Source organism: Janthinobacterium sp. GW823-FHT03B06, from assembly GCF_058796955.1.
On sequence record NZ_JBXAJE010000006.1, the window covers coordinates 283,282 to 299,212 of the forward strand.

Here is a 15,931-nt window from a genome sequence, read left to right on the forward strand (position 1 = left end):
GCGCGGGATCTCAGTGCGCCATCAGCACGGGCAAGGTCATCTGGCGCAGCACCGTTTCCGTCACGCCGCCCAGCAGGATTTCGCGGAAGCGGGCGTGGCCGTAGCCGCCCATGACCAGCAGGTCCGCATGCACTTCGGCCGTCATGGCCAGCAGCGCCGCGCCGACGTCGCCCGTGGTGACGGCGGGGCGCACCTCGACGGGCACGCCATGGCGGCTCAGGTAGGCGGCGATGTCGGCGCCCGGATGGCGGGCCGGCTGTGCGTGGCCGGCCGGCGGGTGCAGCAGGGCCAGCACCACCAGGCGCGCCGCGCGCAGCAGCGGCAGGGCGTGGCCGATGGCGCGCGTCGCTTCCATGCTGCCATCCCAGGCCACCACCACGGTGTTGTCCACTTGCGCGAATTGACCGCTGCGCGGCACGATCAGCACGGGACGGGCCGCGTTCAGCATGACGTAGGGCACCAGGTCGCTCATGGCGCCGGGCAGCGCTTCGCTGGCGTCGTGCTGGCTGAGCACCGTCAAGTCGCTGTAGCGGGCGCTGACGGCCAGGCCGCCATCCTCGTCGTCTTCGATCAGGCGCCGCTCGAGCGAAACGGCGCCGGCCTGGCGCGCCAGCGTTTCAAACTGGTCCAGCGCCTGCTCCGCCTGTCCGTGCAGGGCATTGATCTGCGCCGCCACGGCGCCGCCGCGCATGCCGCGGTTGTTTTCCAGGGTAAAGCGCGACACGCCCGTCATGGCGGCGCCGATCAGGTGCGCCTGGTGCGTGTGCGCCAGCCGCGCCGCGATGGCGATGCGCTGCGGCGCATGGCGCGACAGGTTGGCGTGGACGAGGATGGATTTGTAAGCCATGGTGTCATTCGCTAGTCAGGGTGGCAACAAGGCTAGAACGGCAACACGGGCAAGTCCAGCATTGCCGTGCCGGCGGGCGGTTTTCTTATGCGGGGCTTGACGTGGGTCAAAAAAACACGGGCGAGGGCCTTTCGCAAGGCGATAGCCAGGAGATTGCGAGCTGTTTGATGTGCATCAAAATGCGGGGTCCGCCACCAGCCATAATGGCCTTGAACTCCTTGCCCTTCCAGTGGTCTGCATCGGCGCCGGCGCCATCTGTCCGGCACTTCTTTGTGTGACGCAACAACGCTGGCCGTGGCGGGAGTTCACTTCTCGGGCTTCCAGGCCTTCTCGTATTCTTTTCGGCCAGCACGCGCAGTGTGGCGCCTTGCCTGGAGTCATGCTACATTCGCGTCCTGTTTTTCTGAAAGGATGACGATGCCTTTAGGTAATAACGGTAACAACTTCTTGCAGCACAATCAGCAAGCCTGGGATGCCCAGGCTGCACGGAACAGCCCGTGGTCGCAACCCGTCGACAGCGCCACCATCGCCGCGGCCCGTGCCGGGCAGTGGCAAATCCATCTGACGCCCGGTCCCTTGCCAGCCGGCTGGCTGGGCGAGGTGCGCGGCAAGCGCATCCTGTGCCTGGCCGGTGCCGGCGGGCAGCAGGCGCCCGTGCTGGCTGCCGCCGGCGCGCACGTCACCGTCTTCGATCTGTCTGAACAGCAACTGGCGCAAGACCGCATGGTGGCCGAACGCGACGGCTTGCAACTGGCCACCGTCCAGGGCGATATGCGCGATCTGGCCTGCTTTGCCGACGCCAGCTTCGATGTCATCATCCACCCCGTGTCGAACCAGTACGTGCCCGATATCGCCCCCGTGTGGCGCGAATGCGCGCGCGTGCTGGCCGATGGCGGCGTGCTGCTGAGCAGTTTCTTTAACCCAGCCGTCTTCATCGGCGACCGCGATCCGCAATGGGCACAGCAGGGCTTGATACGGCCACGTTTCGTGCTGCCGTATTCGGATGTGGAGGATATGGATGCCGATGCGCTGGCGGCGCGCATGGAAAAGGGCGAGGCGCTGGTCTTCGGCCACGGCCTGGACAGCCAGATCGGCGGCCAGCTGGCGGCGGGCTTCGTGCTGGCCGGTTACCACGAGGAAATGCATCCCCACCCGCGCTTTGAAATTGAAAAATTCCTGCCCAGCTTTATTGCCACGCGGGCCGTCAGGCTGGCGCGCGCGCTATAGCGATCATTAGTTGTACGGCTGCAAGTCCAGCCAGACGGCGTACGACAGGCGCTTGCCGTTCCACAGGCCGCCGCCGCGGATGACGGCGTCGCACGAGGTCAGCTGGCCCACCAGATCCATGCGGCCCAGGTTGCGGCGCAGGCGCAGGGCGTCGTTGTGCGACAGGTAGCCCACCAGCAGGCCGTCGATGAAGACGGCGATGGCCTTGTCCTGGAACGGATTGGCATCGTCGCAGACGAGCAGGGCCAGGCATTTTTCTTCCGCGTTGCCGGGGCCGTGTTCGCCGGCCAGCCTGGCGATGGCGGGTTGGTACATCGCTTCGTTTTCCACTTCCGACGCAAAGCGCCCCTCGTCGCTCCAGTGGTGCGCCGGTGCGCCCGCAGGGATCGCCGGCACGTACTGGCGCACGGACACGAGTGGCTTGTGCAGCGGTTTGACGGGCGTGCGGCCGCTGAAGACGTGGTACAGCAGGGCGATGACGATCACGATGGCAAGCAGGTAAAGCATGGTATCTCTCTGATTTCTAAGGGGGAAGCCGGGATCGCGGGCATGCCGCGCGGCGTTGCCGCTACTATAGCAAGTTCGCCGCCCGGTCCCGGGTAAATCTGGCCATCAGATGACGCCGCCGGCGCAGCGCCAGCGGATCGTTCAGCACGATGGGCGAGGCGCCCGTCAAGCCCGAATAATACTGGCCGTGCCGGCGCAGGACGAAGGCATAGTCGTGCAGCGCGTGGCCGCGTGCCAGCATGCGCGCATCGCAATCGACCTCGATGGCAAAGCGCAGCCGGTGCAGCTGCCACCACAGGGGCACATTCCACGGCATGATCACGATCAAGCCGTAGGCCAGGGCCAGCAACTGCGGATCGCGCGTGGCCAGCCGGCATTGTGCATGCGCCAGCAGCAGCGCTTGTTGTTGGGGAGGAATCAGTTGCAGCCAGACGGGCATCACGATGCGCGGCCGCAGCAGTCCCGCCACGCAGGGGCCGATGCCGCCGCTCAAGTACACTGGCGTGCCCAGCAGCGATGTTTTCTGCCAGCGCCGCTGGTGCGACAGCAGCCAGATGCTGCGTAGCGCCAGCAGCAAGAGTATGCCGCTCGATAAGGCAAACCAGCCCAGTTTCAGCTGCGCCTGCTCCGCCGGCATGGCCTTCAGCACGCCGGGCAGCCACGCCAGGGGCAAGATGACGGACGCGGCGATGGCCGCCAGCCACAGCCAGCGTGTCGTGCGCCCGCGCCGTTGCCGTGCGCGCTCGGCGCGCCAGGCGGCAGCGCTCAACAGCAGCGCCAGCACCATGCAGCACAGCAGCCAGACCGGCATCGGGCGCCTAGCGCTTCAGCGCCATGCCGACGGAGGCGGGCGCCGTGTGCTTGAAACCGAACTGCGCGTACAGGTCTTGCGCCTGGCCATCGGCGATCAGGCAGACGTACGCGCTTTCCGGCACGTCGCTGTCGATGAACTGGCGGATTTCGCGCATGATCAGCTTGCCCAAGCCCTTGCCCTGGTGGGCCGGCAGCACGGCGATATCGACGACCTGGTAAAAACAGCCGCCATCGCCGATGACCCTGCCCATGCCGACGACCTCGTCGCCATGCAGCACTTGCACGGCAAACAGGGAATTCGGCAAGCCCTTGGCCGCCGCCTCCGCGGTTTTCGCGCTCAGCCCGGCGGCGACGCGCAGCTGCTGATAGGTGGCGATGGAGGGAATGGCCAGGCGGGTGGTGTAGGGCGATGCGGCGGTCAAGACGGTCTCCTGTGAATTGGTTGGAGCGGCAATTATAGGCGGCCATGCGTTTCTGGGGCGGCACGCTTTATTCGCCGCGCCCTATGTCGTGCGCGGCGCTTTTGCGCTATGGTGGCGTCATCCAATTATTTGTTGAAAGCATGCCATGTCCGCAGGATTTACCGCCACCGAGTTGTCCGTCATCCATGAAGACGACGCCCTGATCACCACCCTGGCCGCGCCAGCGTGCAAAGGCGAGCCCGTCTACCTGATGCTGCAGCGCGCCGATGAATACGACGAGCAGGACGTCGCTACGGGCATGGACGAACCGTATATTGAATATGGCGGCCAGGAATTTGCGTGGTATGGCCACATGCACGCCGTGATCCTGCATCCGAACCGCCTGTCCGTGCAGATGGATGCCGAGGCCGCCATGCAGATGGATGACGACGGCCAGATCGACGTGCGTTTCAACTTGACGCCCGAGCGCTACGCCCAGCTGCAGCAGGCGCTGCGCACCACGTTCGAGGGCTGCGATTACTATCGCGAAGAACGTTGATCTGCGCGGACGGCGCACGAGCGGATCAAGGTTCAGGAGGATCATCACGAGCAATAACATAGGCATTCGCGTGATCCATAACGGTAAAGAAATTTACGCAGTAGCAGAACCCTCACGCTTATGCGCACGGCATTCGAGGTAAGCCGAAAGAAAGGTTTTTCTTGCCGTATATCAATCATGTCAACCAGTCCACATGGAAATTCGTTATTCCTCAAGGAAATATTTGATTCAGTTTTTAAGGGATGTCTATGCGTAAAATACTTGTCTTGCTTCTTCTCGGAACGATTCTCGGCGGCTGTGCTGGGCAGCGTGTTTCTTCTGATGATCCGATAAACAGAGCGCTGAAGCTTTGTGGACTTGGTATGGATACCAAGTCTGCCGACGTATACAAGGCTGCCGTGGATTTTGCAAACAAAAAAGGCTCTGTCTCATTTGGTAGCGAGGTGTCTGAAGCAGTGGATACGCAGATTGGTATTCTGTTAAAGCAAACGGATTTGAAGTCTGACACTGGGCGTAAGGATGTTGTGGACGAAATCCAAAGGACCCGCCAGTGTGTCATTAGCCAAGTTGAGCTAGCAAGACCTCTCAAGAAGGCTGAGCTGCTTGAGCTATGTCGGGTTGATGTCCAAAGAAAGATTTCTCCACCGGGAAACACATCCTATGGCACGCTTCGCAACTGGAATCAAGCATCAGGTAGTTTCAGTGATTCAGAGATTGTGACGATGACTGGATTATTTGATACTCGCGGAAGCTCATCGTTCTGGCTAAGGGCGCAATGCGATCTTCAGGGAGGTACGTTCAATGAGGCAGTGATTCAGCATAGCAATAACTAGCGACAGAGTCAGAGCGATGCGTACGTCACTTCTAGTGGGGAGTAACGGCCCAAGAGGCTATTTCGTGTCCTTTTAGTTTCTTTTATCATGGATTTGATTCCTGCAAATTTCTCGGCTTTCTCGGAACTCCATTCCGTATCTCATTCGAGTAATTTTCGCAGTACTGCATCATTTGCTTTCTGGCCGGTAGGGGCCCAGTGCGGTTGCAGGCCCGCCAGTTGGGATCGATGACTGCATGTGTCAGTTAGTGCTCGATGAGGTCGAGGTGCTCACCCAACACTTCATCGAGGTTGGCTTGCGCCATCGCCATTTCCCGTGGGGGGGGGGCTCCGCGCTCTAGAAAGAAGTACTGGGTCATATCGCTAAATTCAATAATGTATGCGATTTGTAAAGCGACGGGCAGCCAATAAAAAACCCGCAGCATCTGGCGATGGGCGGGTTTGATCAGGTGCAACTAAAGTGTTCTGTGGGGGAGCCGGAATCGAAAACCGCTCTGTTAACTCAGCCAATATCCAAAAATACCATCATAAATACCATCATTGGAGAAAAAGTTCTTCGTTACCATTCCACTTGGAGCGGTTGCTGGTGACTTCAGACAAATAGTCTAGTACAAAAAACGTCAAATGCTAGTACTCGCGTTGAAGTTTTTTTGACTTTGTATTTTCGTCCCTGCAAGCATCGGCAGTGAGGGAATACCTTCTTGAAAAGCATGGCCGAAACTACTGCGTTTTTTTGAGGTGGCTGCTTCTGTATTGCGGTGTCCGCTTACGCCCCAAACCGGACATAATCCTCAGTGGGTCGAAGTAACGGCTAATCGGCTAGCACACTCCTGGCCGGCTCCAAAATATAGGCTTCAAAATCATCAAACGCTTCGTTTGAAAGGAAGTACGCATTAAGACACTCTTCGCCGGATTGCACATACTCATCCCAAGGACGTCGTGTTTTGGGTGCGCCATAGACTAGGGCAGAGCACAGTCCAACAAACTCCCACCCAATGCAAGAGTAAGCCAACTTAACCGCGTCGTTATATGCAGCGACTGCGTCTTTCTCATATCCAAATAACGAGCCGATTTTTGCATACGAAATGAACGGCAATGTTTTTAGCCCTTGGTTCATTGTGTTGATCTGTCGTTCTGGTTCCTCGTACTGCCTATACAAACCAGATAAGCTCGCCATGATAGTACGAGGCCAATAGAGGCGATCCAATTCTAATAGCGCGTCGTCAACGTAACTCATTTTTTTCCTTATTCGCCGTTTCAGCCCTGTCTGCTTTTGGCCGTATGCTGTCGTCACCGGGAGCAGGAGCGGTTGAGTCGAACCAATCAATCGGGAACCCAAATTTTTTTCGGCACGGTTCGCACGTAAAGAAAAAGTAGGCCTAAGCAGATCCAAAAGCCATTTCTATAGATTCTCTCTTCCGGAAAAGTGAAGTTCAACATCGCACATAACAAAATCAAACCTGCGATCAATGACGCACCAGCGAAGGCAAGTCGTCGTGCATTATTCTCAGTCATCATCCTCTCCCGGGGCACTTCGTTCAGTGCAGTATATGCGAAAGCGTGAATACGTCTGCTTCTGGCCGGATACTGTCGGAGGTCAGAATAGCACCTTGCGATGTTCCCCAACGCCTGTACCTATTGGCTCAACCATGACCCGCCCGGAAAAATCAGATGCCACCACCTGGACAGTTGCGGAGGCGTCGTTGCGCCTGTATTCGCAGATAAGCTCGTAAGCCTCAGTGCACGAGACTAAGGCGCACTGGTGCGAACTTGCGTAAACAATGACGTCCTTCGTGCCTACATATTCCCTAATCAAAGAATCCACCAAATTCACGTCGAGTACGTTCTCTTTTATGAGGTGGTGATATCCGTCCGCCGCTGAAACGCGGAAGTAGCAAAACTTTCTCATCAGGGTTTGAATCTCTCGCGGCGTCATCAATGTCGATTCAATATGTTGTCATCTTTGGCGGCAACGTCGGCTTTTGGCCGGCCGATTGCCGCCGTTGCCAGGTTCCCCCTGCGGACATGCACCCCGCTGCAAGCACTATAAATCTTAGAGGCCCATAACAGCCTCGAAGAGATGACGAACCCAATTTCTAAACGCGAGGCGTTTGGACTCATGTTGCCTCAGCCGATGCATCAACAACCACGTTGCATACAAGGCGATTATAACGGCGCACGCTGCACTGATGATGGCTGTGAAGATCTGTATAGCTGGAAGCATAACCATCTGTCCTCATTTTCACTACGTCCGCTTGTGGCCGGTTGCCGTCATTGCCAGGTTCTGCCCCATACCAGACTGTCGAAGGGGCTGTTCAGGCCCCGAACACAGTACTTTCAATCCAAACCCGTTCGCCCGGGTGATGCTCCTCGATAGTCGCAAGCGCCCGCTGAATCGTCGCTTGGTCGGCATCCGTGAAAGAGTACGTGAAACGAGTGACATTGCTGCGCTCAAGCTTCGCAAATTCTGCTTCTGACAATGCATCCGCGCTGCACCATACGGGAGTCTTGGTCGCCTCTGAAGCATCCAAAATTTCTCGCAAACCTCGTGGGGTTAGTGCTAGGTACACCATGTCATCCTCGTTTTTTGATCCAAAAAAGCATAGCTGCCCCAAGGTCTGCTTCTGGCCGGTTGGTATCGTTCGCAGGTTCCGCCCGAAGCGGACAGATGGATTCGTTACACCGATGGTTGCGCATTTACGAACAGCACTACGTCAGAAACGGTACGCACTTTGTCGTAATACGGGTTGCGCTCGGTCTGTTCTAGCGATCTTCCGGCCCGCAAAGCAACGTCCACTATGAGATCGTCCACGTCATCGACATCCAAGCCTAAATCGCCCGTGAGCGAGTCCGATGCTCGCACTGGAAACGCGATGAACGGCCTAAGAAAAACTTGCAATTCCTGATGCACCGCGCGGATGATCCAGGTGTCGGTTTTTCTTTTGTCAAAACTGCGGGCGAAGTGGCATATCGATTCGCCTTCGCGGGCGTAAGCCAGGGTTTGAAGGCGATGCTTTTCACGCCGATTCAAAACGGTGGTCCAGACATAAAAAACACAGACCAAAGTACCGGTAACGCCCAAAATCCGAGCAGATGACGCGTAAATAAAGTACCCGAACCCGATTGCTACCACGACCATGAACACCTTCAGCGGGATGACAGGCCGTTTGGCATGCTGCGCCATTTGCCTTGACGGCAGCCGTGTTGCTTCCATTGCTACTCCTTTTATGCCTCATCATGATTATTCATCGTCCGCTTCTGGCCGGTTGCCGTCGTTGACCGGTTGAATCCGCAGCCGATAGCCGCCCCCGAGAATAGCAAATTGTCAAACGGAAAACTACACGTATTATCACGCCCGTGCAAATGACTCCCCACGTGCCAGACAGTCGCCGCCATGTCGAAATGCTAGCGGGAACGCTGCTGCCCAGGTCATAGGCCCGCACGCCGCGAAAGCCGCGTCCCTTGATGGCCTTAGCGATCATGGTCCTGCTCTTTCACGCCCAAGAGTGCCAGTCGCAGGCGGCGCGTTTCCGCGATCAGCCGCTGCAGCAGGGCGTCGGCCACGGCGACGCGGCCGCCTTCGTTGGCGAGATGGGTCAACTGATTCAGGTTGGACGCCAGGCGGGCCAGTTCCACGTAGTGTTCGCGGTTGATGGCGGCGACGGGCGGCGGGGGCAAGACGCGCGCCAGCGCTGCGGTGCGCAGCCATTGCGCGGGACGCATCTGCATGCGGGCGGCGCGTTCCAGCAGCGCCGCATGTTCGGCGGCCGAGACGCGCACGCCGATGGTGGCGCCGCGCACGGCGGCCGGGTCGCCTTTCGGGCGGCCGCCTTGTCGCTTGCGTGGCGTGGTCTCGGCGTGCATCGATGCTCCTGGCGTGGTGGGCGAGCGCAGCGAGGATGGCCCCGCAGGGCAAGCCGGTTTGAGCGAAGCGAAAACATGGCTTGCTCCTCGCCAGCCCACGCGCCCGCGGCTCCCCGGTCTTTAATGTAGGCGCGGGCCAGCCGCTTTTCTTACGCGATATCAAACAGCGCGGGCGCTGTCGCGAAACAGGACGACGGCGGATGCGGGTGGACGCACGCCTTGTCGCCCATCGTGGCGCGCAGGCGACAGGCATGCGTATCGCCGCACCTGTTCCTGCCAGCGCCGCCGCTGGTTTTCTTTCTCCAGGCGGGCGTCGCCGTCAGGCTGGCGCTGGCGGCGTGGCGACGCCGTCGCGCAGGGCGTCGAGATAGTCGGCCCAGCGCTGCATCATGGCGCGGCGCGCAGGCAGGTGCGCCGTGCGGTTGTAGGCGCGCCCGTTCGGATCGATGACGCTGTGCGCCAGCTGGTGCTCGATCAGGTCCACGCGCTCCTGCAGCACTTCGTCGAGGATGGTGCGGGCCATGGCGCGGAAACCGTGGCCGGTCATGACTTCCTTGGCATAGCCCAGGGACCGCAGCGCCGCATTGATGGTGTTTTCGCTCATGCAGCGCTGGCCGCTGCGCAGGCCGGGAAACACGTAGCGGCCTTCGCCGGTGACAGGCTGCAGCGCGCGCAGGATCGCCACGGCCTGTGTCGGCAGCGGCACCAGGTGTTCGAGCTGCATTTTCATTTTCCTGGCCGGGATGCGCCACTCGGCGGCATCGAGATGGATTTCGCTCCATTCGGCGGCGCGCAGTTCGCCGGGACGCACGAACAGCATGGGCGCCAGTTTCAGCGCCGCCACCGCCGTGGCGTGGCCGTGGTAGCCATAAATGGCGCGCAGCAGCGGCGCGACATCGCCCGGTTCCGTCAGTGCCGGGTAGTGCGTTCTCGGCACCGGCGTCAATGCGCCTTTCAGGTCCGCCGTGACGTCGCGCTCGACGAGGTCCATCGCCACGCCGAAGCGCAGCACCTGGCCGCACAGCTGCTTGATGCGGTGCGCCGAATCGATCGCGCCGCGCGCCTCGACGCGCTGCACCACGCGCAGCACGTCGCGCGGGCGGATGGTGTTGAGCGGCATCTTGCCCAGGTAGGGGATGACGTCGCCTTCGAGCCAGTTGCCGACTTTCTTTTGCGTACTGGCGCTGCCGTTGCGCTGGATGGTGAGCAGCCACTGGCGCGCCAGCTTGTCGAAGGTGTTCAAGGCAGCGCTGCGCTGCTCGGCCTTCTGCGCGCGCTTGACGGCGTTCGGATCGATCCCTTCGGCCAGCGCCTTGCGCGCGTCTTCCGCCTTGCGCCGCGCCTGGGCCAGGCTCACGCGGGGGTAGACGCCCAGGGCCAAGGTCTTTTGCTTGCCCGCATGACGGTAATTCAACCGCCAGTACTTGCCCGTACGGGTGACCAGCAGGTACATGCCGTACAGGTCGGGATACTTGTCGCCGCTGGGCGTGCCCTTGTAGACGGCATGGCGGATAAGCAGATCGGACAGTGGCATGGCGCACTCCCTGATGGTATTTTTTTAGAGAAAATCCTAAATCCAGCAAAAAGTACCAACAAAATTCATGGCTTTTAATGTACGCCGATGGACAAATACGGACAACAAAAAACCCGCTCTCCTATGACGAAGGCGGGTTCCTGGATATTTTTCGAGCTTCTACTGCTGTGTTCTGGTGCCGGGAGCCGGAATCGAACCGGCACGCTGTTTCCAGCGCGGGATTTTGAGTCCCGTGCGTCTACCTATTCCGCCATCCCGGCAACGCGAGACGCATTATCACTGATTTGTCACAATCTGGCAAGTTTTATGCTTGGCGTGTGTTTTGCCCAAGCCTGCAGAATCTGTGACGATGCCGATTCCAGCGCAAGAAGCGGAGTGCCGCGCCTGGCTTGCCGGCCTATCTTTTCCCTTTCAACCACATGAAGGGGACGCAAATGTTACAACTGGAAAATAAGGTCGCGATCATCACGGGTGCCAGCTCGGGCATTGGCCATGCGGCGGCGCGCCTGTTCGCGCGCGAGGGGGCGCGGCTGGTGCTGGTGGCGCGGCGGCGGAAGGAACTCGATGCGCTGGTGGCGCAGCTGGCGGACGGCGGCGCGCAAGCCGTGGCCTGTGCCGGCGATGTAGCCGAGGCGGCGTGCGCGCAAGCGGCCGTGGCGCTGGCGCTGCAACGCTTTGGCGGCGTCGATATCGCCTTCAATAATGCGGGCACCCTGGGACCCATGGGGCCCACGCAGGAAGTTGCCCTGGAAGACTGGCGGGCGGCGGTCGACACCAATCTCACCAGTGCCTTCCTGGCCGCCAAATATCAGCTGCCCGCCATGGCGGCGCGCGGCGGCGGCTCGCTGATTTTTACCTCGACCTTTGTCGGTCATACGCTGGGCATGTCCGGCATGGCCGCGTATGCGGCCAGCAAGGCGGGCGTGATCGGTTTGACCAAGGCCCTGGCGGCCGAGTATGGCACGGCGGGTATCCGCGTGAATGCCCTGCTGCCGGGCGGCACCGATACGCCCATGGGGCGCGCAGTGGCGAATACACCCGAAGCGCTGGCCTTCGTGGCGGGCTTGCATGCGTTAAAACGCCTGGCTACGCCGGACGAGATCGCCCGCTCGGCGCTGTACCTGGCGTCCGATGCCTCGAGCTTCACCACCGGCACGGCGCTGCTAGCCGATGGCGGCGTGTCCATCGTGCGCGCATAAAGCACGCGCAGAAACGCCGACGGCCCGGGGATGAGCCGGGCCGTCGGTTGTGTGCGCTACATCAAGCTCAGTTTCAAGCTCAGTTGTGAACCGAGTTCAGCTGGCGCGCGATGATGTCGTGGTTGAGCCAGATGACGGGCGCTGGCGGTTCCGACATGGTGTGGAACATCAGCGGGCCCGTGCCTTCCAGCACCAGCGAGCTCAGGTGGTCGGTGATCAGTTCCTTGCGGTCCTTGTGCAGCTTGGTGATGTCGTCCGAGGTGCCGATCATGACGTCGGCCAGCTCTGGCGTGTTGTCCATCGGCCAGGCGGCGAAGTTGCGGAACTGCACGCTGGTGGCGTCGCCGTTGTAGGCGGCGATACGGTCGAGCAAGTCTTGCAGCGACACGCCGTCTTCCAGCAAGCCCTGGCAGATTTTCCACTGTTCTTCGGCCCAGGCAGCGCCGCCTTCTTTTTTCAGCGCGTCGAGCAGGGGGAACAGGGACAGTTCCACGCCGACGAAAATGTCGGACGAATTCGTGCGGATTTCCGGGCAATTGAAGACGGTCGCCTTGATGCCTTTTTCCCACGCGGCCTTGGCCACGTTTTCCAGGCGCATCTTGGCCAGGCCTTGCGTGTAGTTGCTGTAGGTTTGCCACTGGTATTTGCCGTCGATCAAGATCTCGGTGCCGTGGTAGCCGTAGGCGCTGTAGCGCACCTGGCCGCCCGTTTGCTCGATGCGGGCGCGGATGGCGGCGCTGCCGTCGATCAGGTGCTGCAGGGTGTTGGCCGTGACTTCGTCGAAGTTCATCAGGATCAATTTACCCAGGTCGCTGTCGAGCAGGGCGCGCGAAGACATGAAGCGCTCGCCGCGGCCTTTGTAGATGCGGTTGGCGATCGCCAGGAAGACCTTGACCTTTGGAATGCCGCCGGCCATGGTGTGGGCGAAATACACATTGCTGCCGTCAGGAATCAGGCTATCCAGCTCGGCCATGGCTTTGGCCACGGACGCGCTGAAGCGGGCGATGCCGGCTTCGCGGCAGCGTTCGATCTGCGCCCAGTCCAGCTTGTCTTCTTGCCAGCTTTTCAGGGTCATGTCGGCCAGCAGGGCCGTCGGCGTCGGTTCGCCGGCGGGCGCGTCGAGGTCGAAACCGGCCATCAGCGGCACATTGATGATGCGGCCGCCCAGGTTGGCTTCGGCTTCGGCCAGCTCTTCCGCGTTCAGCGGGCGCAGCGCCATGTTTTCATCGCGGCGGCCGACCGTCATGCCGACGATATTCATGCCCGCCTTGCGCGCTTCGTCCAGCAAGCCATTCACATAGCCGCGGCCGAACAGCTCGCCGAACAGCACAAAGGTGTCGCCCTTGCGGAAGATATTTTTTTGCGGGATGTCTCTCAGGGACGTGATCTCGGTCATGGTGTCAATTCATTCAAAAATTAGCAGGGCAGATGGCTGTTGCTGCTGCCCGCTGGTTCAACATAGTGTGAAATTATGCGCCATTTCAGCGGGGAAAATCTTCTTGCGAATGATTCTCGTCTGGAATGGCATCTTCTTCTTCATGCAGCTCTTATTCTTTCGCCAAGGCGTATTTTACGCTGCCCCGGCGTACAGCGCCCGCAGACTGGCCCGGCAGGCGCCGATATTACCTCAGCTTGGCCGCGCAGGTCAGTAAAATTGATCTAAAACAAATCCTGTTGTCCCGAGACCAGGCGCGAAAAATCGTCGCCGAGAAAGGGCAAGATGGCGTCCGCCACCGGCTGCAGCTGGCGCGTCAGGTAATGCTGGTAGTCGATGGGCGAGCGCTGCGTTTCCAGCGGTTCCGGCCCCGCCACCGTGATGACATAGCTGATCCAGCCGCCGTTCTGGTATTGCAATGGCCGTCCCTGCGCCAGGTTGTAGGCGTCGGCCGTGCGCGCCGCGCGCACGTGGGGCGGCACGTTGCGCTGGTAATCGTCGAGCGGGCGGCGCAATCGCTTGCGGTAGACCAATAAGGCGTCGAACTCGCCGCGCACCGTGCGCGCCACGTAGTCGCGCACATAGTCCTGGTAGGCGGCGCGCTGGAAGATGCGGCGGTACAAATCCTGCTGGAATTGCTGCGCCAGCGGCGTCCAGTCGCTGCGCACCGTTTCCAGGCCCTTGTAGACCATCTGTTCGCTGCCGTCGGGCTTGCCGACGAGGCCCGCGTAGCGCTTCTTGCTGCCTTCTTCCGAGCCGCGGATGGTGGGCATCAGGAAACGCCGGTAATGGGTCTCGAATTCCAGTTCCAGCGCATTCTCGAGGCCGAATTCTTCGCGCAGATGGGCGTCCCACCAGGCGTTCACGTGCGCCACCAGGGCGCGGCCGATCTTGCCCGCCTCTTCATCCGTATGCGCTGTTTTGAGCCACACAAACGTGGAATCCGTGTCGCCATAGATCACCTGATAACCTTGCTCGGTGATCAGCTCGCGCGTGCGGTGCATGATGTCGTGGCCGCGCAGGGTGATCGACGAAGCCAGGCGCGGATCGAAAAAGCGGCAGCCGCTCGACCCCAGCACGCCGTAAAACGCGTTCATGATGATCTTTAACGCTTGCGACAGCGGCGCGTTGCGCTCGCGCTTGGCCGCCTCGCGCCCTTGCCATACCTGTTTCACGATGGCAGGCAGGCAATGTTTTACGCGTGAAAACTGCGCACCCCGGTAGCCAGGCACGGTATCGGCCTCATCGCCGCTGGTGCCCACCACCAGGCCCACGGGGTCGATCAGGAAAGTGCGGATGATGGACGGGTACAGGCTTTTATAGTCGAGCACCAGCACGGAATCGTACAGGCCCGACTGGGAATCCATGACGAAGCCGCCGGGGCTGTTTTCGCCCGAGATATCGCCCAGGTTGGGCGCCACGTAACCCTGCCGGTGCATCAGCGGCAAATACAAATGTTCGAAAGCGGCCACGGAGCCGCCGCTGCGGTCGGCCGCCAGGCCCGTCACGCTGGCCCGTTCCAGCAGGAAGGTCAGCAACTCGGTCTTGGCGAAGATGCGCGTGACCAGCTCGCAATCCTTGAGGTTGTAGCGGGCCAGCGCGGGCTTGTCTTCGCGGAACCGCCGGTCGATCTCGGCCATGCGCTGGTAGGGGTTGTCGATGGACTTGCCTTCACCCAGCAAGGTCTGCGCCACGTTTTCCAGGCTGAACGAAGAAAAATTCCACGTCGCCGAGCGCAAGGCTTCGATGCCGTCGATGATCAGGCGTCCTGCGGCGGCGGCAAAGTAATGCTCTTGCTTGCCGCCATGCTCGCGCCATTCCATCACGGCGCCGCCGCGTCCCAGTTTCAACGGTACCTGGTAGCGCTCGGCGTGTTCGCGCAGCACGCGCAAGTCGAATTGCACCAGGTTCCAGCCGATGATCGCGTCCGGATCGTGCCGCTCCATCCACGTGTTCAGGCGCTCGAGGATCTGTGCGCGGCTGTCGCAGTAGTCGAGGTCGAAGTCGAGTAGCTCATCGCCGCCGTTTTGCGGCCCCAGCATGTAGACCTGGCGCTGGCCGCAGCCTTCCAGGGCCAGCGAATACAGCTCGCCATGGGCCGTCGTCTCGATATCGAGCGAGGCCAGTTTCAAGCTTGGCCGGTAGCCGGGCGCCGGTTTCAGCTGCACGTCCTGCCCTGTTTCCGCGATGAACGTTACCGGCGCCGTAATGAAACGCTCCATCAGGTAGCGCTCGGGCGGGCGGATGTCCGCTTCGTACACGTCGATGCCGTGCGCGCGCAACTGCTTTTCCAGCTTCAGCAAATGCCGGTATTGCTTGCAGTACAGGCCCAGCACGGGACGGTGGTGAAAATCGCACAGCGACAGGGGGCGCAGTTCGGCATGGCGCTCGCCGCGCAGCAGCTGTTGCGCTTGCTCCTGCTGCTCCATGGGGATAAAGGCGACGGCCGTCTGCACGGGCAGGCGCACGTGGCGGGGCCCGGCGTCCGTTGCCAGCCAGAAATCGACCTCCGTGCCGGCGGGCGTGTCGCGCCAGTGGCGGGTCAGAATGAAGCCCTGTTCGGGCGGGTGCTGCGCGTTGCCTGTCATGGTGCCGTGAGTGTCTGGTGTGCTGGGCTGCACATTACAGCAAGCTGACGCAGGGCGGGGGCGGTTGCGGCTATAATTTTCTGCATCGAAGACGATAACAAGAGCGCGCCGCGCCACCCACCCCG

General features: G+C 60.8%; 15 protein-coding genes and 1 tRNA gene. 4 read left to right on the forward strand and 12 right to left on the reverse strand.

Going from position 1 to position 15,931, the window contains the following annotated elements; genetic code table 11:
* Nucleotides 1-10 precede the first annotated feature (10 nt).
* The gene (locus tag AC1RBA_RS20655; RefSeq protein ID WP_492419714.1) at nucleotides 11-847 is read right to left on the reverse strand and encodes a universal stress protein; all 837 of its coding nucleotides are present in this window, start codon (nucleotides 845-847) and stop codon (nucleotides 11-13) included.
* Between the two features lie 411 nt (nucleotides 848-1,258).
* On the opposite strand from AC1RBA_RS20655, the gene AC1RBA_RS20660 reads away from it, so the two are divergent.
* A complete protein-coding gene (locus AC1RBA_RS20660; RefSeq protein ID WP_070290941.1) occupies nucleotides 1,259-2,074 on the forward strand; it encodes a class I SAM-dependent methyltransferase in 816 nt (271 codons plus the stop codon).
* A 6-nt stretch (nucleotides 2,075-2,080) separates the two neighbouring features.
* Here AC1RBA_RS20660 and AC1RBA_RS20665 read toward each other — a convergent pair whose 3' ends face one another.
* The 3 genes from AC1RBA_RS20665 to AC1RBA_RS20675 all read right to left on the reverse strand — a co-directional run bounded on the left by AC1RBA_RS20665 (nucleotide 2,081) and on the right by AC1RBA_RS20675 (nucleotide 3,816).
* A complete protein-coding gene (locus AC1RBA_RS20665; protein WP_492419715.1) occupies nucleotides 2,081-2,581 on the reverse strand; it encodes a hypothetical protein in 501 nt (166 codons plus the stop codon).
* Between the two features lie 64 nt (nucleotides 2,582-2,645).
* A complete protein-coding gene (locus tag AC1RBA_RS20670; RefSeq protein ID WP_492419716.1) occupies nucleotides 2,646-3,392 on the reverse strand; it encodes a M56 family metallopeptidase in 747 nt (248 codons plus the stop codon).
* A gap of 7 nt (nucleotides 3,393-3,399) precedes the next feature.
* Nucleotides 3,400-3,816 carry a GNAT family N-acetyltransferase gene (locus AC1RBA_RS20675; RefSeq protein WP_492419717.1) on the reverse strand — a complete coding sequence of 139 codons (417 nt, stop codon included), beginning with the start codon at nucleotides 3,814-3,816 and terminating at the stop codon, nucleotides 3,400-3,402.
* 145 nt (nucleotides 3,817-3,961) lie between these two features.
* On the opposite strand from AC1RBA_RS20675, the gene AC1RBA_RS20680 reads away from it, so the two are divergent.
* Together AC1RBA_RS20680 and AC1RBA_RS20685 are read left to right on the forward strand one after the other, a co-directional pair.
* Nucleotides 3,962-4,354, forward strand: coding sequence for an Imm10 family immunity protein (locus AC1RBA_RS20680; RefSeq protein WP_492419718.1), 393 nt, complete (start codon nucleotides 3,962-3,964; stop codon nucleotides 4,352-4,354).
* A gap of 248 nt (nucleotides 4,355-4,602) precedes the next feature.
* On the forward strand, nucleotides 4,603-5,187 hold the full coding sequence (locus AC1RBA_RS20685) for a hypothetical protein (RefSeq protein WP_139143082.1): 585 nt from the start codon (nucleotides 4,603-4,605) through the stop codon (nucleotides 5,185-5,187).
* Between the two features lie 244 nt (nucleotides 5,188-5,431).
* Here AC1RBA_RS20685 and AC1RBA_RS20690 read toward each other — a convergent pair whose 3' ends face one another.
* From AC1RBA_RS20690 to AC1RBA_RS20715, 6 genes are all read right to left on the reverse strand, one after another.
* Nucleotides 5,432-5,641 (reverse strand): hypothetical protein, encoded by a 210-nt coding sequence (locus tag AC1RBA_RS20690; protein ID WP_492419719.1) that lies wholly within the window; start codon nucleotides 5,639-5,641, stop codon nucleotides 5,432-5,434.
* Nucleotides 5,642-5,997: 356 nt separating this feature from the next.
* On the reverse strand, nucleotides 5,998-6,423 hold the full coding sequence (locus AC1RBA_RS20695; RefSeq protein WP_121669352.1) for a hypothetical protein: 426 nt from the start codon (nucleotides 6,421-6,423) through the stop codon (nucleotides 5,998-6,000).
* Between the two features lie 1,440 nt (nucleotides 6,424-7,863).
* Nucleotides 7,864-8,400 carry a hypothetical protein gene (locus tag AC1RBA_RS20700; RefSeq protein ID WP_254679546.1) on the reverse strand — a complete coding sequence of 179 codons (537 nt, stop codon included), beginning with the start codon at nucleotides 8,398-8,400 and terminating at the stop codon, nucleotides 7,864-7,866.
* A 257-nt stretch (nucleotides 8,401-8,657) separates the two neighbouring features.
* The gene (locus AC1RBA_RS20705; RefSeq protein ID WP_070290948.1) at nucleotides 8,658-9,050 is read right to left on the reverse strand and encodes a plasmid mobilization protein; all 393 of its coding nucleotides are present in this window, start codon (nucleotides 9,048-9,050) and stop codon (nucleotides 8,658-8,660) included.
* 319 nt (nucleotides 9,051-9,369) lie between these two features.
* Nucleotides 9,370-10,584 carry a tyrosine-type recombinase/integrase gene (locus AC1RBA_RS20710; RefSeq protein WP_492419720.1) on the reverse strand — a complete coding sequence of 405 codons (1,215 nt, stop codon included), beginning with the start codon at nucleotides 10,582-10,584 and terminating at the stop codon, nucleotides 9,370-9,372.
* 173 nt (nucleotides 10,585-10,757) lie between these two features.
* A tRNA-Leu gene (locus AC1RBA_RS20715) sits at nucleotides 10,758-10,844 on the reverse strand.
* Nucleotides 10,845-11,018: 174 nt separating this feature from the next.
* Between AC1RBA_RS20715 and AC1RBA_RS20720 the strand changes: the two genes are divergently transcribed.
* Nucleotides 11,019-11,783, forward strand: coding sequence for an SDR family oxidoreductase (locus AC1RBA_RS20720; RefSeq protein WP_492419721.1), 765 nt, complete (start codon nucleotides 11,019-11,021; stop codon nucleotides 11,781-11,783).
* Between the two features lie 79 nt (nucleotides 11,784-11,862).
* On the opposite strand, the gene AC1RBA_RS20725 is transcribed toward AC1RBA_RS20720, so the two are convergent.
* Both AC1RBA_RS20725 and AC1RBA_RS20730 read right to left on the reverse strand, forming a co-directional pair.
* Nucleotides 11,863-13,179, reverse strand: coding sequence for an enoyl ACP reductase FabMG family protein (locus AC1RBA_RS20725; protein ID WP_070224195.1), 1,317 nt, complete (start codon nucleotides 13,177-13,179; stop codon nucleotides 11,863-11,865).
* Nucleotides 13,180-13,442: 263 nt separating this feature from the next.
* On the reverse strand, nucleotides 13,443-15,806 hold the full coding sequence (locus tag AC1RBA_RS20730) for a DNA polymerase II (RefSeq protein WP_492419722.1): 2,364 nt from the start codon (nucleotides 15,804-15,806) through the stop codon (nucleotides 13,443-13,445).
* Nucleotides 15,807-15,931: the final 125 nt, after the last annotated feature.